The organism is Pseudomonas sp. 382 (assembly GCF_002759075.1).
Taxonomy (GTDB): Bacteria; Pseudomonadota; Gammaproteobacteria; order Pseudomonadales; family Pseudomonadaceae; genus Aquipseudomonas; species Aquipseudomonas vlassakiae.
Genome location: NZ_PEMX01000004.1, coordinates 123,790 through 147,465, shown reverse-complemented (window position 1 = coordinate 147,465; position 23,676 = coordinate 123,790). Strand labels below are relative to the sequence as shown.

General features: G+C 66.5%; 10 protein-coding genes. 6 read left to right on the top strand and 4 right to left on the bottom strand.

Annotated features, from left to right (window positions below; all coding sequences use genetic code 11):
- Window positions 1-105: 105 nt before the first annotated feature.
- Window positions 106-13,047 (top strand): non-ribosomal peptide synthetase, encoded by a 12,942-nt coding sequence (locus CQW31_RS06955; protein WP_099814159.1) that lies wholly within the window; start codon window positions 106-108, stop codon window positions 13,045-13,047.
- A 134-nt stretch (window positions 13,048-13,181) separates the two neighbouring features.
- Here CQW31_RS06955 and dsbG read toward each other — a convergent pair whose 3' ends face one another.
- The 3 genes from dsbG to dsbD are packed head-to-tail and all read right to left on the bottom strand — an operon-like array spanning window position 13,182 to window position 16,490.
- The gene (gene dsbG / locus CQW31_RS06950) at window positions 13,182-13,940 is read right to left on the bottom strand and encodes a thiol:disulfide interchange protein DsbG (RefSeq protein WP_054884085.1); all 759 of its coding nucleotides are present in this window, start codon (window positions 13,938-13,940) and stop codon (window positions 13,182-13,184) included.
- A gap of 1 nt (window position 13,941) precedes the next feature.
- Window positions 13,942-14,778, bottom strand: coding sequence for a TlpA family protein disulfide reductase (locus CQW31_RS06945; RefSeq protein WP_054884084.1), 837 nt, complete (start codon window positions 14,776-14,778; stop codon window positions 13,942-13,944).
- Entirely contained in the window at window positions 14,778-16,490 is a 1,713-nt protein-coding gene (gene dsbD / locus CQW31_RS06940; RefSeq protein WP_099814236.1) for a protein-disulfide reductase DsbD, read from the bottom strand. Before dsbD ends, CQW31_RS06945 begins: the two co-directional genes overlap by 1 nt.
- Window positions 16,491-17,112: 622 nt before the next feature.
- Here dsbD and CQW31_RS06925 point away from each other — a divergent pair.
- The 5 genes from CQW31_RS06925 to CQW31_RS06905 are packed head-to-tail and all read left to right on the top strand — an operon-like array spanning window position 17,113 to window position 23,225.
- Window positions 17,113-19,944: a xanthine dehydrogenase family protein molybdopterin-binding subunit gene (locus CQW31_RS06925; RefSeq protein WP_099814158.1), complete on the top strand. Its 2,832-nt coding sequence runs from the start codon at window positions 17,113-17,115 to the stop codon at window positions 19,942-19,944.
- A complete protein-coding gene (locus tag CQW31_RS06920; RefSeq protein WP_013973477.1) occupies window positions 19,937-20,473 on the top strand; it encodes a (2Fe-2S)-binding protein in 537 nt (178 codons plus the stop codon). Before CQW31_RS06925 ends, CQW31_RS06920 begins: the two co-directional genes overlap by 8 nt.
- Before the next feature lie 2 nt (window positions 20,474-20,475).
- Window positions 20,476-21,687, top strand: a complete 1,212-nt coding sequence (locus tag CQW31_RS06915; protein WP_099814157.1) for a cytochrome c — start codon at window positions 20,476-20,478, stop codon at window positions 21,685-21,687.
- 3 nt (window positions 21,688-21,690) lie between these two features.
- On the top strand, window positions 21,691-22,662 hold the full coding sequence (locus CQW31_RS06910) for an XdhC family protein (protein WP_099814156.1): 972 nt from the start codon (window positions 21,691-21,693) through the stop codon (window positions 22,660-22,662).
- Entirely contained in the window at window positions 22,659-23,225 is a 567-nt protein-coding gene (locus tag CQW31_RS06905) for an NTP transferase domain-containing protein (RefSeq protein WP_099814155.1), read from the top strand. Before CQW31_RS06910 ends, CQW31_RS06905 begins: the two co-directional genes overlap by 4 nt.
- Before the next feature lie 9 nt (window positions 23,226-23,234).
- Here CQW31_RS06905 and CQW31_RS32055 read toward each other — a convergent pair whose 3' ends face one another.
- Window positions 23,235-23,672, bottom strand: a complete 438-nt coding sequence (locus CQW31_RS32055) for a T6SS immunity protein Tdi1 domain-containing protein (protein ID WP_371858369.1) — start codon at window positions 23,670-23,672, stop codon at window positions 23,235-23,237.
- Window positions 23,673-23,676 lie beyond the last annotated feature (4 nt).

The window sequence follows — 23,676 nt, the reverse complement described above, 5'->3', positions numbered from 1 at the left end:
TTTCCCGCCGCGCCCATCCGTTCCCCTGTGTACATCCGGCCGCTGCCCGCCAACTTCGTGCGCTGCAGCCAGCCCGACTTAACCAGACACTGGCAGGAACCCCCCATGACGGACGCCTTCGAACTCCCGCTCTCGCTGGTCCAGGCCCTGGCGCAACGCGCTGCGCAGACCCCGGACCGCATCGCCCTGCGCTTTCTGGCCGATGCCCCTGGCGAGCAGGCCGTGCTCAGCTATCGCGACCTGGATGCGCGTGCACGCACCATCGCTGCGGCGCTGCAGGCCCGCGCCAGGGTCGGCGAGCGGGCGCTGCTGCTGTTCCCCAGTGGCCCGGACTACGTGGCGGCGTTCTTCGGTTGCCTGTACGCCGGGGTCATTGCCGTGCCGGCCTATCCTCCGGAGTCGTCACGCCGCCATCACCAGGAGCGCCTGCTGTCGATCATCGACGACGCCGAACCGCGCCTGCTGCTGACCGTTGGTGCGCTGCACGGCAGCCTGCAGGATCTCGAAGCTCTGACCGGCGACAACGCGCCGGAACTGCTCGCGGTAGATGCGCTTGACCCGGCGCTGGCCGAGCGCTGGCACGCGCCGGTATTGAGCGCGAGCGACATCGCCTTCCTGCAGTACACTTCCGGTTCCACCGCCCTGCCCAAGGGCGTGCAGGTCAGCCACGGCAATTTGGTAGCCAATGAGCAATTGATCCGCGCAGGCTTCGGCATCGACCTCAACCCGGACGATGTGATCGTCAGTTGGCTGCCGCTGTACCACGACATGGGCTTGATCGGCGGGCTGCTGCAGCCGATCTTCAGTGGCGTGCCGTGCGTGCTGATGTCGCCGGGCTACTTCCTCGCTCGGCCGCTGCGCTGGCTGCAGGCGATCAGCGAGTATGGCGGCACCATCAGCGGCGGGCCGGATTTCGCCTACCGGCTGTGCAGCGAACGGGTCAGCGAGGCGGCCCTGGCAGACCTCGACCTGAGCCGCTGGCGCGTGGCCTATTCCGGCTCCGAGCCGATTCGCCAGGACAGCCTCGCCACCTTTGCCGACACGTTCGCCGCCTGCGGCTTCCAGCCGAGCAGCTTCTTTGCCAGCTATGGCCTGGCGGAAGCCACCTTGTTCGTCAGCGGCAGCCGCCGTGGCCAAGGCATCGGTGCGCTGGAGCTGGACGCCGAAGCCTTCGCTGGCAACCGTGCCGAAGCCGGTCAGGGCAGTGTGCTGATGAGCTGCGGCTACCCGCAGCCTGGCCATGCGGTGCGTATCGTCGAGCCTCAGCGCCTGGAGGTGTTGGGCGACAATCAGGTAGGCGAAATCTGGGCCAGCGGCCCGAGCATCGCCCTGGGTTACTGGCGCAACCCAGAAGCCACTGCGCGCACCTTCGTCGAAATGGACGGCCAGACCTGGCTGCGCACCGGCGACCTGGGCTTCATGCGCGACGGCGAAGTATTCGTCACCGGGCGTCTGAAGGACATGCTGATAGTTCGGGGCCAGAACCTTTACCCGCAAGACCTGGAAAAGACCCTGGAACGCGAGGTCGAAGGGCTGCGCAAGGGGCGGGTAGCCGTGTTCGCGGTCGACGATCAGGGCGAGGAGGGCATCGGCGTGGCGGTGGAAATCAGCCGCAACGTGCAGAAGGCAGTCAAACCCGAGGCGCTGATCAAGGCCCTGCGCCAGGTGGTCGCCGATGCCTGTCGCCAGGCGCCGGCCGTGGTCCTGCTGCTCAATCCGGGTGCATTGCCGAAGACCTCCAGCGGCAAGCTGCAGCGTTCGGCCTGCCGCCTGCGCATGGATGATGGCAGCCTGGATTGCTATGCGCGTTTCCCGCTGGCCGCCACCCCGGTTGCAGGCACAGCAAGCGACGATGACCTGCAGGCACGTATCGCCGGTATCTGGCGCGAAATACTCAAGGTCGAGGCGATTGCCGCTGACGATCACTTCTTGCTGCTGGGCGGCAACTCCATCGCCGCCACCCAGGTCACTGCGCGGCTGGCCGAGGAGCTAGGTATCCCGCTGAGCCTGCGCACCCTGTTCGAGGCGCCAACGCTGGCCGAGTACTGCGCTGAGGTGGCCACCCTGCTGGCTGATGGTGCTGTTGGGCCCACCGCTATCACGGCGCTGGCGCGTGGCCAGGCCTTGCCGCAGTCGCTGGCACAGAACCGCCTGTGGCTGACCTGGCAGCTTGAGCCGCAGTCTGCGGCCTACAACATTCCTGCCGGCCTGCACCTGCGCGGCGAGCTGGACGAAGCCGCACTTGAAGCCGCGTTCCAGGCGCTGGTCGCGCGCCACGAATCGCTGCGCACAGTGTTCAGCGAAGCCGACGGGCAGGCCTTGCAGCGTGTCCTGCCGGAGCAGCCGTTCACCCTTCGGCGCCTGGGCCTGGAAGGGCTGGCGCCCGAGCATGTGGTGTCACGCCGCGAGCAAGAGGCGCAGCAGCCATTCGATCTGACCCAAGGCCCATTGCTGCGCGTGACCCTGGTGCGCCTTGCTGACGAAGACCATCAGCTGTGGGTGACCTTGCACCACATTGTCGCCGATGGCTGGTCGCTGAATGTCCTGCTCGACGAATTCGCCAAACTGTACGCCGCCCGTTGCCAGGGCCTGGACGCCCAGCTGCCGGCGCTGACATTGGGTTACGCCGACTACGGCAGCTGGCAGCGGCAGTGGCTGGCCGAGGGCGAAAGCGCACGTCAGCTGGCGTACTGGAAAGCCGCATTGGGCGACGCCTTGCCAGTGCTCGACCTGTACCCGGACCAGCCGCGCTCCAGCCAGCAGCACAACCGCGCTGCCCGCGTGAGCGTGAAAGTGCCGGCCAGGCTGACCGACGCCCTCAAGGCCCTGGCCCGCGAACAGCAGGCCAGCCTGTTCATGGTCCTGCTGGCCGCCTGGCAAGGGCTGCTGCACCGCTATACCGGCCAGGGCGACATCCGCGTCGGCGTACCCAACGCCAACCGCCCGCGCCAGGAAACCCAAGGAATGGTCGGCTTCTTCATCAACACCCTGGTGCTGCGTGCGCAGCTGGATGGCCGCCTGCCGTTCGCCCGGTTGCTGGCCCAGGTGCGCGGCGCGACCCTCGACGCCCAGGCCAACCAGGACCTGCCGTTCGAGCAATTGCTCGAAGCCCTGCCCGACGCTCGCCAGCAGGGCCTGTTCCAGGTCATGTTCAACCACCAGCAGCGTGACCTGTCAGCGTTGCGCCGCCTGCCGGGTTTGCTCGCCGAAGAACTGCCGTGGCACAGCCGCGAAGCCAAGTTCGACCTGCAACTGCACAGCGAAGAAGACCACCAGGGCCGCCTGAGCCTGGCCTTCGACTACGCTGCCGAGCTGTTCGATGTCAGCACCGTCAAGCGTCTTGCCCAGCACCTGCTGGCACTGCTCGAGCAAGTCTGCGCGCAACCGCTACTGCCGCTGGGCGATGTGCAACTGCTGGACGAGCAGGGGCGTGAACAACTGCTGGCCTGGGGTGAGGCGCCTGTGCCCGCCGCGCAGCGCTTGCTGGTCGAGCAGCTCAACGAGCAGGCGCGCCTGACTCCGGAACGTACCGCCCTGGTCTGGGACGGTGGCAGCCTCGGCTACGCCGAACTGCATCAGCAGGCCAACCGGCTGGCGCACTATCTGCGCGACAAAGGCGTCGGCCCCGACACGTGTGTAGCCATCGCGCTGGAGCGTTCGCCGCAGCTGCTGGTCGGCCTGCTGGCGATCCTCAAGGCGGGCGGCGCCTATGTGCCGCTGGACGTCGACTACCCGGCCGAGCGCCTGGCCTACATGCTCGGCGATTGCCAGGCTAGCCTGCTGCTCAGCCACAGCAGCCTGCTGGGTACGTTGCCGCAGGTCGATGGCGTCAGCGCCATCGCCGTTGATCAACTGCACCTCGACAGCTGGCCCAGCCAGGCAACGGGCCTGCACTTGCATGGCGACAACCTGGCCTACGTGATCTACACCTCCGGTTCTACCGGCCAGCCGAAGGGCGTGGGCAATACCCATGCGGCGCTGGCCGAGCGCCTGCAGTGGATGCAGGCCCGCTATGCGCTGGATGAAAGCGATGTGCTGATGCAAAAGGCACCGATCAGCTTCGACGTCTCGGTGTGGGAGTGCTTCTGGCCGCTGATCACTGGCTGCAAACTGGTCCTGGCCGGCCCTGGCGAGCACCGCGACCCGCAGCGCATTGCCACGCTGGTGCAGCAGCATGGCGTGACCACGCTGCACTTCGTACCGCCGCTGCTGCAGGTGTTCGTGCAAGAGCCACTGGCCGCCGGCTGCAACAGCCTGCGCCGGGTGTTTTCCGGTGGTGAAGCGCTGCCTGCGCAGTTGCGTGACCGTGTGCTGCAGCTGTTGCCACAGGTGCAGTTGCACAATCGCTACGGCCCGACCGAAACCGCCATCAACGTCACACACTGGCATTGCCAGGCAGCCGATGGCGAGCGTTCGCCGATCGGCCGCCCGCTGGGTAACGTCCTCTGTCGGGTGCTGGACGATGAACTCGAACTGGCTGCGCCTGGCGTGCCGGGCGAGCTGTATCTGGGCGGTGCCGGCCTGGCCCGCGGTTACCTGGGCCGCCCGGGCCTGACTGCCGAACGTTTCGTGCCCCAGGCTGGCGGCAACGGCGCGCGCCTGTACCGCAGCGGTGACCGTGCCCGCTGGCAGGTGCAAAGCGAGGCTCTGGAATACCTCGGTCGCCTCGATCAGCAGGTCAAGGTGCGTGGCTTCCGCGTCGAGCCTGAAGAAGTGCAGGCGTGCCTGTTGGCTCAGGCGGGTGTCGAACAGGCGCTGGTGCTGATTCAGCAGGACGCGGTCGGTGCGCAACTGGTGGGTTACTACAGCGGAAACGCAACGGCCGAGGTGTTGCTGGCCACACTGGCAAGGCAATTGCCGGCATACATGGTGCCGGCTCAGTTGATCGGTCTGGAGCACTTGCCGCTGGGCCCGAGTGGCAAGGTCGACCGCAAGGCACTGCCTGCACCGGTCTGGCAGCAGCGCGCCCATGTCGAGCCGCAGACCGCATTGCAGCAGCAGGTAGCGGCCATCTGGCGCGAGGTGCTTAACCTGCCGCAGGTCGGCCTGCACGACGATTTCTTCGCCCTCGGCGGCCATTCGCTGCTGGCCACCCAGATCGTCTCGCGTACCCGTCAGGTGTGTGATGTCGAGCTGCCGCTCAAGACGCTGTTCGAGGCCAGCGAGCTGGTTGCGTTCTGCGAGGTAATTGCCCAGGTCCGCGCTGCCGGTGCGCGCAACCAGCAAGGTGCAATCGCCCGGGTCGACCGCCGCCAGGCCGTGCCGCTGTCCTACTCGCAGCAGCGCATGTGGTTCCTCTGGCAGATGGAGCCGGGCAGCCCGGCCTACAACGTTGGCGGCATGGCGCGTCTACGCGGGGCGCTGCATGTGGATGCCTTCGAACGCGCCCTGCAGGCGCTGATCGTGCGCCACGAGACCCTGCGCACCACCTTCCCCAGCATCGATGGCGTGCCATACCAGTGCGTGGCCGACGACAGCGGGCTGCAACTGGACTGGCAGGACTTCACGGCCTTGCCAGCCGACATCCGTCAGCAGCGCCTGCAACAACTGGCTGACGAGCAGGCCCACCAGCCATTCGACCTGGAGCGCGGGCCGCTGCTGCGCGCCTGTCTGGCCAAGACCGAGGACCGTGAACACTACTTCGTGCTGACCCTGCACCACATCGTCACCGAAGGCTGGGCCATGGACATCTTCGCCCGCGAACTGGGCGAGCTCTATGAAGCCTTCGTCGATGAGCGCGAGTCGCCACTGGTGCCGCTGCGGGTGCAGTACCTGGACTACAGCGTGTGGCAGCGGCAATGGCTGGAAGGCGGTGAAGGCGCACGCCAGCTTGCCTACTGGAAAGACCGCCTCGGCGATGAGCACTCGGTACTGGCGCTGCCCGCCGACCGCCCGCGCCCTGCCGTGCAGAGCCACCGTGGCGAGCTCTACCGCTTCGAACTCGACCCGGCACTGGTCGCCCGCGTGCACGCCTTCAACAAGCAGCGTGGCCTGACCCTGTTCATGACCATGACCGCCACCCTGGCCACGTTGCTGCACCGCTACAGCGGCCAGCGAGACCTGCGCATCGGCGCGCCGGTGGCAAACCGTATCCGCCCGGAAAGCGAAGGCCTGATCGGCGCTTTCCTCAATACCCAGGTGCTACGTTGCGAGCTGGACGGGCAAATGACCGCCGCCGCCTTGCTCGAGCAGGTCCGCCAGGCCGCCATCGAAGGCCAGTCGCACCAGGACCTGCCGTTCGACCAGTTGGTCGAGGCCCTGCAGCCGCCGCGCAGTAGCGCCTACAACCCGCTGTTCCAGGTGATGTGCAACGTGCAGCGCTGGGCCTTCCAGCAGAGCCGCACACTCGCGGGAATGCAGGTGGATTACCTGGTCAACGACGCCAGCGCCACCAAGTTCGACCTGTACCTGGAGGTCACCGACCTCGACGGCCGCCTGGGCTGCTGCCTGACCTACAGCCGCGACCTGTTCGACGAGCCGCGCATCGCACGCATGGCCGAGCACTGGCAGCAGCTGCTGGTCGGCCTGCTCGACAACCCGCAACAGCGCCTGTGCGAGCTGCCGATGCTGGCCACTGCCGAGCAGCAAATGCTGATCGGCCAGTTGCAGGGCGAGCAGGACTACGCCCTCGACCAGACGATTCACGGCTTGTTCGCCGCCCAGGCTGCGCGTACGCCAGATGCGGTTGCATTGACCTTCGCCGGCCTGCACATGACCTACGCTGAGCTCGACCAACAGGCCAATCGCCTGGCCCGTGCCCTGCGTGATCGCGGGGTCGGCCCGCAGGTGCGGGTGGGCCTGGCGCTGGAGCGCTCGCTGGAGATGGTGGTCGGCCTGCTGGCCATTCTCAAGGCCGGTGGCGCCTATGTGCCGCTCGACCCGGAATATCCGCTCGACCGCCTGCGCTACATGATCGAAGACAGCCGCATCGGCCTTCTGCTAAGCCAGCGGGCACTGCTCGAAAGCCTCGGTGGATTGCCCAGCGGGGTAGCTCGCTGGAGCCTTGAGGACGATGCCGCGAGCCTCTCGGCCTACAGCGATGCGCCTCTGCATGACTTAAACCTGCCGCAGCATCAGGCCTATTTGATCTACACCTCCGGCTCCACCGGCAAGCCCAAGGGCGTGGTGGTCAGCCATGGCGAAATCGCCATGCACTGCCAGGCGGTGATCGACGCCTTCGGCATGCGCAGCGATGACTGCGAACTGCACTTCTACTCGATCAACTTCGACGCGGCCAGCGAGCGCTTGCTGGTGCCGCTGCTTTGCGGCGCCCGTGTGGTGCTGCGCGCCCAGGGCCAATGGGGCGCCGAGGACATCTGCCAGTTGGTGCGCGAGCAGCGGGTGAGCGTGCTTGGCTTCACCCCGAGCTATGGCAGCCAACTGGCCCAGCACCTGGCCGGGCAGGGTGAACAACTGCCGGTGCGGCTGGTGATCACCGGCGGCGAAGCGCTGACCGGCGAGCACTTGCAGCGCATCCGCCAGGCGTTCGCCCCGCAGCAGTTCTTCAACGCCTACGGGCCCACCGAAACCGTGGTCATGCCGCTGGCTTGCCTGGCGCCGCAGGTCATGCCTGCCGACGCTGGCAGCGTGCCGATCGGCCGGGTGATCGGTGCCCGCACCGCCTACATCCTCGACGAGGACCTGGCGCTGCTGCCGCAAGGGGGGATCGGCGAGCTGTACGTCGGCGGTGCCGGCCTGGCCCAGGGCTACCACGACCGCCCGGGCCTTAGCGCCGAGCGTTTTGTCGCCGACCCGTTCAGCCGTGACGGCGGCCGCCTGTACCGCACCGGCGACCTGGTACGCCTGCGTGTCGATGGCTCGGTGGAATACGTCGGCCGTGCCGACCAACAGGTGAAGATCCGTGGTTTCCGCATCGAACTGGGCGAAATCGAAAGCCGCCTGCAAGAACATGCCAATGTCGACGAGGCGGTGGTACTGGCCCTCGACCTGCCGGGTGGCAAGCAGCTGGTCGGTTACCTTGTTTGCCAGCAGGCCGCCGCCGACAGCGAGGCTCAGGCCAGGCTGCGTGAAGCGGTCAAGGCCGATGTCCGTCAGCACCTGCCGGACTACATGGTACCTGCGCACCTGGTGTTGCTCGAGCGCCTGCCGCTGATGGGCAACGGCAAGCTCGACCGTCACGCATTGCCAGCGCCGGATCTGGAGCAGGCCCGCCAGCATTACCAGGCGCCGGCCAATGAGCTGGAGGAGCAACTGGCGCACGTCTGGCGCGAAGTGCTCAACACGTCCCGCGTAGGTGTGCAGGACAACTTCTTCGAGCTGGGTGGCGACTCGATCCTGTCGATTCAGGTGGTCAGCCGTGCACGCCAGCTGGGCCTGCAGTTCACCCCGCGTGACCTGTTCCAGCACCAGACCATCCAGACCCTGGCTGCCGTGGTCAGCCGCAGTGCGGCGCCGAGCAGCATCGAGCAGGGCCCGCGCGAGGGGCGCAGCGGCCTCACGCCGATTCAACACTGGTTCTTCGACAGTGACGTGGCCCAGCCGCAGCACTGGAACCAGGCGGTGCTGCTGGAGGCGCGCCAATCCTTGGACCGCGACACCCTGGAGCAGGCCCTGGCTGCGTTGGTAGCGCACCACGACAGCCTGCGTCTGCGCTTCACCCAGGGGCAGGCGGCCTTCGCGGCGGTGTCTGCCGAGCAGCTGCTGTGGACCGCCACGGTCGCCGACTTCGCCGACTGCCAGGCGCTGTATACCGACGTGCAGCGCAGCCTCGACCTGGAACGGGGCCCGCTGTTGCGCGCCTTGCTGGTCAGTGACGGGCAGGGCGCCCAGCGCCTGCTGCTGGCGATCCACCACCTGGTGGTCGACGGTGTGTCCTGGCGTGTGCTGCTCGAAGACCTGCAGGCGCTGTATCGCGGCCAGCCACTGGCGGCCAAGACCCACGCCATGGCCGACTGGGCTGCGCGCCTGGCCAGCTATGCCGGCAGCGATTCGCTGCGCGACGAGCTGGACTGGTGGCAAGGCCAGCTTGGCAGCGTGCGCCATGAGCTGCCGTGCGATCACCCGCAGGGTGGCAACCTGCACCGGCATGCCGACACCCTGGCCATCGGCCTGGACGCAGAACAGACCCGGCAGTTGCTGCAACAGGCACCGGCGGCCTACCACACCCAGGTCAACGACCTGCTGCTGACCGCGCTGGCCCGCACCCTGTGCCGCTGGAGCGGTGACCAGGAAGTGCTGGTGCAGCTCGAAGGCCACGGCCGTGACGGCCTGTTCGAGGACATGGACCTGACCCGCAGCGTCGGCTGGTTCACCAACGCCTACCCGCTGCGCCTGAACCCGCAGGCCGGCGAAGATGATGCTGCGCGTGCCACCTCGATCAAGTGCATCAAGGAACAGCTGCGGCAGGTGCCGCACAAGGGGCTGGGCTACGGCGTGCTGCGCTATCTGGGCGATGAGGTCAGCCGCGAAAGCATGGCGGCGTTACCGCAGGCACGCATCACCTTCAACTACCTGGGCCAGTTCGACCAGCAGTTCGACGAAGCCGCCTTGTTCCTGCCGCTGGATGCGCCGGCCGGCCTGGCTCACGATCTGGATGCGCCGCTGCCGAACTGGCTCAGCATCGACGGCCAGGTCTATGGCGGTGCCCTGCAACTGCGCTGGACCTACAGCCGCGAGCGCTATGACGAGCGCACCATCGCGCAGCTGGCCGAAGCCTATCGCCAGGAGTTGCTGGCGCTGGTCAGCCACTGCCTGACCGATGGCAACGGCAGCTTCACGCCCTCGGACTTCCCGCTGGCGCACCTGAGCCAGCAGCAGATCGACGCGCTGCCGGTCCCCGCCGCGCAGATCGAAGACGTCTACCCGCTGACGCCGATGCAGGAGGGCATGCTCTTGCACACCCTGCTTGAACCGGGCACCGGCCTGTACTACATGCAGGACCGCTACCGCATCAACAGCGCCCTCGACCCGCAACGTTTCGCCCAGGCCTGGCAGGCGGTGGTGGCGCGTCACGAAGCCCTGCGTGCATCGTTCAGCTGGAATGCTGGCGAGACGATGCTGCAGATCATCCACAAGCCGGGCAACACGTCGGTGGACTATCAGGACTGGCGCGGCCTTGATGAGGCGGCCCAGGAAGCGCGCCTGCAAGCCCTGCACAAACAGGAGCGGGAAGCGGGCTTTGCCCTGCTGCAGGAAGCGCCGTTCCACCTGCGCCTGGTGCGGGTCGATGACCAGCGCTACTGGTTCATGATGAGCAACCACCACATCCTCATCGATGCCTGGTGCCGCTCGCTGCTGATGAACGATTTCTTCGTGCTCTACCAGGCCCTCGGCGAAGGCCGCCAGGCCCAGTTGCCGGTGCCGCCGCGCTACCGCGACTACATCGGCTGGCTGCAACGCCAGGACATGGACGAAGCGCGCAACTGGTGGCAGGCCAACCTGGCCGGCTTCGAGCGCGCCACGGCCCTCCCCAGCGACCGCCCGCTGCGCAACGACCACGCCGGTGACGGCATGGTGGTGGGCGACTGCTACACCCGCCTGGAGGTGAGTGATGGCGTGCGCCTGCGCGAACTGGCTCAGGCCCATCAGCTGACCATCAACACCTTCGCCCAGGCGGCCTGGGCGCTGGTACTGGCGCGCTACAGCGGTGATCGCGACGTGGCCTTCGGCGTTACCGTGGCTGGGCGCCCGGTGAGCCTGCCGCAGATGCAGCGCACGGTCGGCCTGTTCATCAACAGTATCGCCCTGCGCGTGCAACTGCCCGAGCCGGGCCAGCGCCGCAGCGTGCGCCAGTGGCTGCAGGGCGTGCTGGAGCGCAACATGGAGCTGCGCGAGTACGAGTACCTGCCGCTGGTGACGATCCAGGACTGCAGTGAACTGCCCAAGGGCCAGCCGCTGTTCAACAGCTTGTTCGTGTTCGAGAACGCCCCGGTGGAAACGGCGGTGCTCGACCATGCCCAGCACCTCAACGCCAGCTCCGATTCGGGCCGCACCCACACCAACTTCCCGTTGACAGCGGTGTGCTACCCGGGCGATGACCTGGGCCTGCACCTGTCATTCGACCAGCGCTACTTCGACTACCCGACCGTCGAGCGCCTGCTGGCCGAGTTCAAGCGCCTGCTGCTGGCGCTGGTGCAGGGCTTTGAAGGGGAGGTGAGTGAATTGCCGTTGCTGGGCGAGGAGGAGCAGCGCTTCCTGCTCGACGACTGCAACCGCACCGGGCACGCCTACCCGCTGGAGCAGAGCTACGTGGCACTGTTCGAAGCGCAGGTGGCTGCCCACCCTGAGCGCACCGTTGCCCGCTGCCTCGATGCGTCTTATGACTACGCCGGGCTGAATCTCGCGGCCAACCGCCTGGGCCATGCCCTGGTTGGTGCGGGCGTGGCCATCGACCAGCCGGTTGCCCTGCTGGCCGAGCGGGGCTTGCCGCTGCTGGGCATGATCGTCGGCAGCTTCAAGGCCGGCGCCGGCTACCTGCCGCTGGACCCAGGCCTGCCGTCGGCGCGCCTGCAACGTATCGTCGAACTGAGCCGCACGCCAGTGCTGGTGTGCAGCGCAGCCTGCGCCGAGCAGGCGCGCCAGTTGCTGGATCAACTTGAGGGTGTGACGCGGCCGCAGCTGCTGGTGTGGGAAGAGGTGCAGGGCAGCAGCGTCGCCAGCCATAACCCAGGCATCCACAGCGGGCCGGACAACCTGGCCTACGTGATCTACACCTCCGGCTCCACCGGGCTGCCCAAGGGCGTGATGGTCGAGCAGCGCGGGATGCTCAACAACCAGCTGAGCAAGGTGCCGTACCTGGCCTTGAGCGAGCATGACGTGATCGCCCAGACCGCCTCGCAGAGCTTCGACATTTCGGTCTGGCAGTTCCTTGCCGCGCCGTTGTTCGGCGCCCGGGTGGAGATCGTGCCGAACGCCATCGCCCATGACCCGCAAGGTTTGCTGGCGCATGTGCAGGCCACCGGTATCACGGTGCTGGAAAGCGTGCCATCGCTGATCCAGGGCATGCTGGCCAACGATCATCAGGCGCTCGATGGCCTGCGCTGGATGCTGCCGACCGGCGAGGCGATGCCGCCGGAACTGGCTGCGCAATGGCTGCTGCGCTATCCGCAGATCGGCCTGGTCAATGCCTACGGGCCGGCGGAGTGCTCGGATGACGTGGCCTTCTTCCGCGTCGACATGGCCTCGACCCGTGGCAGCTACCTGCCGATTGGCACGCCGACCGACAACAACCGGCTGTACCTGTATGGCGAGGACCAGGCGCTGGTACCGCTGGGGGCGGTGGGTGAGTTGTGCGTGGCAGGTACTGGCGTCGGCCGTGGCTATGTCGGCGACCCGGTGCGCACGGCACTGGCGTTCATCCCGCACCCGCACGGAGCGCCAGGCGAACGCCTGTACCGTACCGGTGATCTGGCGCGGCAGCGCCCGGACGGGGTGTTCGAGTATGTCGGGCGTATCGACCATCAGGTGAAGATTCGCGGCTACCGTATCGAACTGGGCGAGATTGAGGCGCGTCTCCACGAGCAGGCCGAGCTACGCGATGCGGCGGTGGGGGTGCAGGAGGGTGCCAGTGGCAAGCATCTGGTTGGCTACCTGGTGGCACACCAGGGTGTACCCGCCGATGCCGCGCTGCTGGAGCAGGTCAAGCAGCGCTTGCGTGCGCAGCTTCCCGAGTACATGGTGCCGCTGCACTGGGGCTGGTTCGCCAGCCTGCCGCACAACGCCAACGGCAAGCTTGACCGCAAGGCATTGCCGACCATCGAGATCGGCGGGCAGCACAGCCAGGCCTACCTGGCGCCGCGGGATGAGCTGGAAGCGGTGCTGGCGGCTATCTGGGCCGATGTGCTCAAGGCCGAGCGGGTCGGGGTGCATGACAACTTCTTCGAACTGGGCGGGCATTCGCTGCTGGCCACGCAGATCGCGTCGCGGGTGCAGAAGCAGTTGCAGCTGAACGTGCCGCTGCGGGCGATGTTCGAGTGCAGCACGGTGGAGGCGTTGGCCGATTACGTGCGTGGGTTGCAGGGGAGCGTGGTGGATGAGGCGAAGGCTGATCGGCTTAGCGACCTGATGGCTGAGCTAGAAGGGCTTTAAGTTGATTGGCTAGCCTGTGCTGGCCTCTTCGCGGGCACGCCCGCTCCTACAGGGATGTCACCGGCCTTGAAAGCAGTGATGTACCTGTGGGAGCGGGCGTGCCCGCGAAGGGGCCAGATCAGGCAAAGCCACTATCAGCGCTTGCCGAGAATCTTGCCGAGCAACTCCGGCCGCGGTGCCCCTTGCTGGCTCTGCAGGTTGCCCTGCTCATCCTGATAGAAAATCGCCGGGGTCGCCTGCAGCCCCATCTCTTCCATCAGCGCCATGTTCGCTGCCAGCTTCTGTTGCACGGCATCGGGCACCTTGTCCAGCGGCTTCAGGCTGCTCGCCTTGCCTGCTTTTTCGTGCTCATGCAGGGCCTTGGCCGGGTCCTTGGCTGCCAACAATGCCGCCGACTTGCCCGGACTGTCCTCGCGGATGATGCCGACCATGATATGGCGCAACTGCACCTTGCCCGAGTCGACCCACGGCCGTGCCTGCTCCCAGAACATGTTGCAGTACGGGCAGTTGGGGTCGCTGAACAGGTACACCTTGCGCGGCGCACTGTCCTTGCCGTCGGCGATCCAGGCGGTTTTCTCCATCTTCGCCCAGATCTCCTTGCTCATCGGCGCGTACACCAGCTTTTGCAGGGGCTCGGCGCTGAGGTCCTTGCCTTGTTCGTCGAACAGGCTGCCGACCAGTACGTGCTTGCCGTCCGGGGTCAGGTACAGGGCCAAGGCGTTGTTCTGGTACTCGGCGGCATAGCCGCGCAGGCCGTTGGGCGCATCGAAGCTGCCCTTGATCTCGGCGCCTTTGGCTTGCAGTTGCTGGATCGCCTTGGGCAGGTCTTCGGCCTGCACCAGCGGGGCGGCCAGCAGGGCCAGGGACAGGGGCAACAGGGCAGTCAATCGCATGTCAGTTTCCTTGTGCGGCAGGGGCGGGCGCCTTGGCCCGCTCGAAAGGTTCCAGGGCATGGCGCAGGCTGGCCCGCGACAGCTCGCCGAGGTGGCTGCCGATCAGGCGGCCGTCGGCGTCGTAGAACAGGGTGGTGGGCAGGGCCATCGAACCGACCCGCTGAGCCAGCACGCCAGTGCCGTCGAACAGCACATGGGTCAGGCTCAGCCCGGTGGTGGCGAGGAAGGTCGTGACGTTTTCCGGTGTCTCGCCCTGATTGACGAAGATGAAGGTCACGTGCGGGTATTCGCCCTGAGCCTGTTGCAGCACTGGCATTTCCCGGCGGCATGGCGGGCACCAGGTGGCCCAGATATTGATCACCAGCGGCTTGCCCCGGTAACTGTGCAGGGCCACCGACTGGCCAGTGGCGTTGCGCAGGCTCAGGTCGGGCAGAGCGGTGCCCTTGCTGTACAGGTGGCTGCCCAGGCTGGTCAGGGCCCAGAACAACGCACCGCTGAACAGTGCCCAGCCCAGCGGGCGCCGCAGGCCAGGCTGGCGCCAGCCCTGCCAGAGGGTGGCGAGGACGATGCCGACCAGGCCCGACCAGAGCAGGAAGCCGCCGTCACGGATATCGATGACTTGCACCAGGTCATCGCGGTACATCGGCCAGTAGGCCAGCACGAAACCCAGGCGGGCGCACAGCAGGCCGACCAGGAACAGGTTGAACAGCGCCGATTCCGGGCTTTCGCCGCCACGCCGGGCGACCCACCAGCCGACCAGGCAGGCCACGCCGAGGGCGGCGAGCATCAGCAGGTGGTTGAGGGCCATGGTCAGCGGCCCGAGGGTTACCGTCAGCATCAGCCTTGGCTCCGGGTCTGGGTCCAGTGTTGCAGGAACGCGGCGGCATCCACCTCACCAGTGATGCGCCGTGCGCGGCGCTCTTCGCCTTCCGGGCCGAGCCAGATGATGCTGGGCGGGCCGGGCACCTGGTAGCGCTGCAACAGGGCGTGGCTGGCGGCGGAGTCGGCGGTCACGTCCAGGCGCAGCAGGTGCACGCCGGCCAGGCTGGTTTGCACGTCGGGGCGGCTGAACACTTGTTTCTCCATGACCTTGCACGACACGCACCAGTCGGCGTAGTAGTCGACCATGACCCACTGGCCGCGGGCCTTGGCGGCGTCCAGCTCGCGTTGCAGGGCTTCAGGGCTGCTGACCGTGACGAAGTGCTCGTCGGCCTTTTGTACGGTGGCGGCTGCGCTGCCGCCGGCGAACGGCCGCAGCGGTTGCCACAGGTCGTCGCCCCCCGCAGCAGCGCCGACCAGTAGCAGGCCACCCCACAAGGCGCCCAGCAGCGGTACCGCACGCAGCGCCGGCAAGCGCTGCAGGGCTGGCCACATGGCCCAGCCCAGGGCAATCAGCCAGGCACCGCTCAGTGCCAGCAATACCGGGGCGGCGAGCAGGCTGCGCACGGTGTAGAGGGCCATGGCCAGGAACACGAAGCCGAACACGCCCTTGACCCGGTTCATCCACGCCCCTGGGCGCGGCAGGTAGCGGTTGCCCAGGGTCACCAGCAACAGCAGTGGCACGCCCATGCCCAGGCCGAGGCTGAACAGCACCAGCGCACCTTGCAGCACATCGCCGCTTTGCGCGATGAACAGCAGCGCACCGGCCAGCGGCGCGGTCATGCAGGGGCCGAGCAGCAGGCCGGAGAGGGCGCCCAGCAGCGCTGCGCCGTACAGGTTGCCACCACGGGTGCCCTGGCCGGCGCGGTCGAGGCGATCACGCAGGGCGGCCGGCAGTTGCAGCTCGAAGGCTCCGAACATGGGCAGGGCGAGGACGATGAACAAGCCGGCCAGGCTGCCCAGCAGCCAAGGTTGCTGTAGCCACGCCTGCAAGCTGGCCCCCAGCAGCGCCGCGACCACGCCCAGGGCCGCATACACCAGCGCCATGCTCAGCACATACACCCCGGCCAGCAGCCAGCCGCGCCGGGCGCTGGCGCCGTTGCCCAGGACCAGGCCGGCGAGGATCGGCAGCATCGGCAGCGAGCAGGGGGTGAACGCCAGCAGCAGGCCGAGGCCGAAGAATGCCAGCAGGCTCCAGGCCAGGCTGGCGCTTTGCAGGCCGCTGGCCAGTGCCTGGTCGCTGGCTTGTTCGGCGGCCGGCGTCGCGCTGCCGCCCAGGTCGATGGCGGTGGTCTGCGGTGGGTAGCACAGGCCGGCATCGGCACAGCCCTGCCAGCCCAGGCGCAACTGGCCCTGGGCGTTGGCCGGAATCAGCAGTTCGAGCTGGTCGCGGTACACCGCGCTGTCACCGAAGAACTCGTCATGGTGATTCAGCGCGGGGGGGAGTTGCGGCTGTTGTTCGGCAGGCAAGCCGTCGAACTTCAGGCGCTTCTGGTACAGGTAGTAACCCTGCTTGATCTGGAAGTACAGGCGCATCTGGCCATCGGCCTGGCGGTCGTGAGTCAGCACGAACGCCTGGTTGACCGGCAGGAAGTCGGGTTTGGCGTCGAACGGGTTGGCCTGCAACGGGCCAGCCAGCAGGAACGTCAGGAAGAGCAGAAGGATGCGCATGTCTTCGCCTTGGCAGTACGGAATGGTGGCCATGCTGGCTGGGGTCGATTAACCCAAGGTTAACCGTAGCGATGGTTGGTTAGGGCCATTTGGAATTGCATCAGGGCCGAAAGGTGTTCGCCACAGCATTATTGTCGCCTATGAGATCGAGCGCCGCCCGCGCGGCGCATCGCGGGCAAGCCCGCTCCCACATCTGTTTCGGGCCAATCACTCCTATGAAGCCAACAGGGACCGCCTTGTTGGCATGTCGATGCATCTCGGTGGGCGCTGATGTCGCTCCACTTGTCTCCAGTCATGCACCAAGGCGGATCCTGTTGGCGGTACAGGAGTAACTGGCCCGAAACAGATGTGGGAGCGGGCTTGCCCGCGATGCGCCGCGCGGGCGGCGCTCGATCTCATAGGCGCCACACCTCTCCAGCCATGCACCCCCAGCCCCACCACAGCCTCCAGACACACCGCGACATACTGTCAACTTGACTTTGCCTATCCCCCTCCCATTGGTGTAAAGTTGACGCATAAGTCAGTTTTTCCTGACTTGCGTGACAAGGTTCTCATCCCTCCGAGTTCCCCGCACTAGAATCAGAAAAGTTGGGCAGAACCCCTGCTGCCCAGAGGATCAAGCATGTCCAACCGTGATATTTCCCGGCGCGCCTTCTTGCAAGGCGGCCTGATCGCTGGTGTCGGCGTGACCATGGCGCCGCTCGGCAGCCAGGCGTTCGCCGCCCTGATGGAGGAGCGCGTCACCACCTCGCCGCAAAAGTGGATGAACCATGACGGCAAGGCGCGTTTTCGTAACGACGCGCTCTCCAAGGTCTGCGGCAACAAGGTCTTTGCCCGCGACATCCGCGCCAAGGACATGCCTGGCTGGCCGACCCGGCAAGGCCACGCGCTGCTGCTCAAGGCAACCAAGGTCGATCGCATCTATGCCGGCCATGACCTCAGCCTGCTCGGCGCCGACCTGCAGCCGGACCGTATCGTCACCGCCGCCGACCTGGCCCAGGACGGTATCGCCTGGCCCGAGGCCCATTCGCCCGACCCACTGTTGCCGCCCGGCCAGGTGCCGATGTTCATCGGCCACCCGGTGGCGATCCTGATCTGGCATGACTTCGAGCGCTTCCGCCAGGCCAAGCGCAAGTTGCAGTTCAACGACAAGGCTATCAAGTACGGAGCCCAGGCCGCGCTGTACCAGCGCGACCCCTATGGCAGCTTCCGCTTCGTGCGGGTGGGCGGCGCCACGCCGTTCGACGACGATGAATTCTCCAGCCTGAAGAATTCCATGCTGTTCCCGACCATCCTCAACCGCAAACCGGTGTGGTCCAAGCAGCCCAACCAGCACGGCGACCTGACCGAGCAGGGCCTTTTCTACGCCAAGCGCATGGCTGAACAGCTGGATAATCCGCCTGAGGACTGGCTGGTGTTCGACGAGCGCTACAAGACGCCATCGATCGAGCCTGCCGCACTGGAGCCGGACAACGGCAACGGCTGGTACGACCCGGCGACCGGCACGCTGCACTTCGTGGTCGCCACCCAGTGCCCGTTCGAAGTGGCGCAGGAATGCGTGCACATGATCAAGCCCTCGCGCTTCGCCCTGAACACGCTGAACATGCACCCGGGCTACACCGTGGGCTACGGCTCGAAAGACAACAACATCTTCGTCTTCTACGCGGCCGTGGCGGCCCTGTATGGCGCTGGTGTGCCGATCCGCCTGGCCAACGACCGCTACGAGCAGTTCCAGAGCGGCATCAAGCGCCATGCCTTCGACATCCGCTACCAGCTGGCCGTGGACAAGAAGGACAACAGCTTCAAGATCTTCCGCGCCGACATGAGCTGCGACGGCGGCGGGCGCATCAACTACAGCCCGTCCGTGGCTGCGGTAGGCGCCACCGCGGCGCAGTCGATCTACTACATGCCGCAGAACGACCTGTCGGTGACCGCCTACTACTCGCGCGGCGTCGAGGCTGGCTCCATGCGCGGTTACGGCACCCTGCAGAGCATGGCCGCCACTGAGATGATGGTGGATGAAATCGCCGGTCGCCTGGGCGTAGACGCCATCGACCTGCGCCGCGCCAACGCCCTGAAGTCGGGCATGAAGAACACCCAGGGTGCGGTCCCGGCCGGAGCCCTGCGCTTGTACGAGATCCTCGACAAAGCCGCCGTGCACGACTGGTGGCGTAACCGCGATGCGCGCAAGCAGCAGATGGACGCCAAGGACCCGGACCACTGGTATGGCGTCGGCTTCGCCATCTGCCAGAAGGACTTCGGCACCGGCTCCGAGGCGCCGATGGCCAGCGTCGAGTTCACCGCGGATGGCCGGATCAGCCTGCGCCACATCGGTACCGAGCTGGGTACTGGCATGTCCACGTCCCAGGCGCTGGTGGTCAGCGATTTCCTCGGCCGCTCGGCCGACGAGGTGAAGACCGCCGTCACCGAATGGCCGGAATTGCAGCTGACCACCAGCGGCAACCCGTACCTGATCAGCCAGCCCGAGCAGGACGCCGCACTGCGCAACCCGCGCTGGGTCGGCAAGCTGGCCTCGCCGTCGTCGGCGACCAACTCGGCGTTCTACTTCAGCCACGCCACCCGCGAAGCGGCACGTGTGCTGTTCAACCACGGCCTGTGGCCGGCAGCCATGGCCATCTGGAGCCAGGGGCCGCACGGCGGCCAGGCCAACCCGCTGGTGGTGCGCCGCGAGAACGCGGTGTGGGTCAACGGCGAGCTGACCGGTAACGGCCTGGCGCCGATCCCGTTCGCCCAGCTGGCGCAGAAAGCCCACGAGATGGGGCTGGTCACCGGCGTCAGCGTGCACGGCTTCAACCGCTGGAGCTGGGCCGAGGCCGACTTCGTCATCGACGGCGTGCGCGAGCGCTTCCCGCTCGACGCCGTGGCGGTGAAGTACGGCGATGGCGCGGTCAATGCCAAGAAGGCGCAGATGAGCAGCCATGGCTACCACCTGCTCGACCGGCAGAACGCCGCCTACCCGGATACCCAGCTGAACAACGCCATGGTCACCTACTACAGCCCGGTGGCGACCATCGTCGAGGTCAAGGTCAACAAGGGCACCCACGAGGTTGAGGTGCTCAACCACCACAGCTGGGTCGAGTGCGGCCGTGTGCTGGTGCCGGAACTGGTCAAGGGCCAGCTCGAAGGCGGTATCGCCATGGGCATCGGCCATGCACTGACCGAAGAAATGCCGTTGTACGAGGGCGGGCCCGGGGAGGGCGACTGGAACTTCAACCGCTACCGCCTGCCGCACGCACGCGATGTGGCGGTGTGGAAGCAGACCAGCGAAATCCTCCCGCCGCTGTCACCGACCGACCCGTCCAAGGGCATTGCCGAAGTGGTGATGATCCCGGTCGTCGGTGCCATCGGCAACGCCGTGGCGCATGCCATTGGCAAGCGCGTGCGCGATCTCCCCATCACCCCAGCCCGTATCAAGGAGGCCCTCAATGGCTAACCGTCCACTGCAACTGACCCTCAACGGTCAACCGGTCGGCCCGGTCGAGGTCCCTGATGACCTGGCGATGATCGACTACCTGCACGAACACCAGAACCTCACAGGTTCGCGCCTGGGCTGCGGCCAGGGCATCTGCCATGCCTGCGTGGTGATCGTCGACAACCCCGACGGCACTAGCGAAGAAGTGCGCACCTGCATCACCGGCGCGCATTACTTCGAGGGCAAGAAGGTCCGCACCATCGAAGGCCATGCCAAGCAGGACGAGGCCGGCAACCTGACGCTGAACCCGATCCAGCAGAAATTCGTCGACCTGTTCGCCTTCCAGTGCAGCTACTGCGCACCAGGCTTCGTCAATGCCGCCACGGTGCTGGTGGAAACCGCCCAGCGCCAGCCATTGAAGAAGAGTGAAGTGGAAGACCGTATCGAAGCCAGCCTCGGCCACCACATCTGCCGTTGCACCGGGTACGTGCGTTACTACGACGCCACCCGCACGGTGCTCAATGACCTCGGCCTGGTCAAGGAGGGTTGAGCATGGGCTTTGTTCGTAGCGCTCTCGCGCTGGCCCTGGGCCTTGCCGTCGTTTCGCTGGCCCAGGCGGCCGATGAGGCGCAGGTCAAGCGCGGTGAATACCTGGCCCGTGCGGCCGACTGCATGGCCTGCCACACGGCCGAAGGCGGTGCCCCGTTTGCCGGTGGCCTGCCGATCCATTCGCCGTTCGGCACCATCTATGGCAGCAACATCACCCCGGACAAGCAGTACGGTATCGGCAACTATACGGCCGACGAGTTCTTCGCCGCCGTCACCGAGGGCAAGCGCAAGGACGGCGCCAACCTCTACCCGGCGATGCCTTACACCTCGTACCACCTGATCAAGCGCGAGGATTCCGATGCGATCCTCGCCTACCTGATGACCGTGCCACCGATCAACCGCCCGGCACCGCAGACGGCGTTGAGCTTCCCGTTCAACGTGCGCCTGGGGCTGACCGGCTGGAACATGCTCTATGGCAAGAGCGTGCAGCTGCAGCCGACCGAGGGCAAAAGCCCGGCCTGGCAGCGCGGGCAGTACATGGTCGAGGTCATGGGCCACTGTGGCGAGTGCCACACGCCGCGCAACCCTATCGGTGCACTGCAACAGGACCAGCGCCTGAGCGGTGGCCTGCTCGGTGGCTACCTGGCACCGAGCCTGCTGGCCCAGGACCTGGCCGACCGCGGCTGGACCCAGCCGGACCTGACCACCTTCCTCAAGCACGGCATCAGTGCCCAGGGCAGCATGTTCAACGAGATGTTCCCGGTGGTGCACCACAGCACCCAGCACCTGGAAGATGCCGACCTGGCGGCCATGGCCACCTACCTGCTCGGCGACCAGCCGCCGCCAGCCAAGGCGATCAAGGCCGTAGCCCTGGAGCAGATGAGCGACAGCGCCAAGCGCGGTCATCAGCAGTACCTCAACGTCTGCGCCGGCTGCCATGGTGTCGACGGCGAGGGCAAGCCACACATCGCGGTGGCCATGGACGGCAACACAGTGCTGCGCCAGGCCGACTCGCGCAACCTGGTCAAGGCCATCCGCGACGGCATTCGTGAACAGCAGTTCACCGGCTTCGAGCGCATGCAGCCGATGCCGGGCTTCGCCGACAAGCTCGACGACCAGCAAGTGACGGACATGGTCAACTACCTGCGCCAGGCCTGGGGTGGATTGCCCGGCGACCTGACCGTACAGCAGCTCGCCGAGCTGAAGGCGGAGTAAACCGTGCAGCATCTCGATCTCCAGGTGATCAGCCAGGCGCTGCAATGGTCGTGCAGTGGCCAGCGGGTGTGGTTGTGCACGGTCCTCGCCACCTACGGCTCGGCGCCGCGTGCGCCGGGCTCGTTGCTGGCGGTCAACGCCAGCGGGCAGTGGCTGGGTTCGCTGTCGGGTGGTTGCGTCGAAGATGACTTCCTCGAACGCGTGGCACGGGGCGAATTCCCCGAGCCGATTGCCATCGTGCGCTATGGCGATGGCAGCGACCCGCGTTCGAGCATTCGCCTGCCTTGTGGCGGCGTGCTCGAGGTGCTGGTCGAGAACCTGTCGGCCGACTGTGAGGTGCAGGCCCACCTGCGTGAGCTGGAAGGCGCGCTGCGCGGCCAGCGCCGGTTGTTGCGTGAGGTGAGCCTGCCGCAAGGTGAGCGCATCGTTGTCGACGACCACAGCCAGGGGCCGCGTGTGGAACGCGAAAGCGGCCGTGTGCGCTTGCGTGTCGGCGCTGCCCAGCGCCTGCTGCTGGCTGGCTACTCCAGCGTCGCGCATTTCTGCGCCGAGTTCGGTAAAGGCATGGGCTTTGAAGTCATCCTCTGCGACCCGCGTGATGAGGTGCTCGAAGGCGTGGTGCTGGACGGCATCGAGGTGCGCCGCGAGCTGCCGTCGGAGTTCATCGCCAATGGCGGTTGCCATGCCGACACGGCGGTGGTTGCATTGACCCATGATCCGAAAATCGATGACCTCGCCATGATGGAAGCAGTGCGTACCGAAGCGTTCTACATCGGCGTGATGGGCTCGAAGGCCACCTCCGACAAGCGTCGCGAACGCTTGCACCGCATCGGCGGCCTGGGCTACGACGAGCTGGCGCGGATCCACGCGCCAATCGGCCTCAACCTGGGCAGCAAGACCCCGGCCGAAATCGCCCTGGCGGTGCTCGCCGATATCCTGCGCCTGCGCAACGGCATCGGGCGGGCGGCGCTGTGAGTGTGGTGGCGCTGGTGTTGGCGGCTGGCAGCAGCGTGCGTTTCGGTGCTGACAAGCGGCGGGCGCTGATGGCCGATGGTCGCAGCTTGCTGGTGCACAGTGTCGAGCGGGCCTGCGCGGTGTTCGATGACGTGCGGGTGGTGTTGCGTGACGGCGAGCGGGGCGAGGAGCTGGGGCTGCCGTCGGCGTGCCGGGTCATCGGCAGTGCCAATTTCACGCAGGGCTTGGGCCATAGTCTGGCGGCTGGCGCCGCTTCGCTGGTCGACAGCGAGGCACAGGCGGTGGCGATTCTGCTGGGTGACATGCCCTGGGTGGCGCCCGAGACCCTGGGCTTGCTTGCACGCGAGGCCGGTGGGTCGACGATTGTTCTGCCTTGTCATGACGGGCAGCAGGGCCATCCGGTGCTGTTCGGGCGTGATTTCTGGCCCGAGCTGGTGCGGCTGGCGGGCGATGAGGGGGCGCGTTCGGTCGTGAGGGCCCATCCGGACCGTTGCGTCAGGCTGGCAGTCGAGGATGCCGGTGTGCTGCGGGATGTCGATACACCCGATGCACTGCGCCAATGAGCGTCGGTTCTACTCATCTTCTTCATCATCGAATGCACAAGGCTCCAGTTCGGCAAGCTGGGAAAGCAGAATCAGATGCACGTCGGCCTTGAGCCGCTGGAGATTGGCCAGGCTCGCAGGCCCGCCCAGCATCAACGCCGGGACGAAACCATATATCTTGTTTGGCGCCAATGTGCCTCCCATTTCGGCCATTTCTTCGGCAGCCTGTCGGAGCCCTCCTATCCTGCTTTTCCACTGAGGACCAATACTTGAATTAACCTCGTCCACCTGCACTAAGATCAGGGTGTTTTGGAGGTGTTGCTGCGGGGATACGGCCGGGGGGGATTTGGCGCCTGTGATATCGAGCGCCGCCCGTGCGGCGCTCGATATCACAGGCGCTGAAAGCATCAAGGCGAACGCAAAAAAGGTCCATAATCCCCCCTTAATCCCCCCATAGTGCAATCCCACCCAC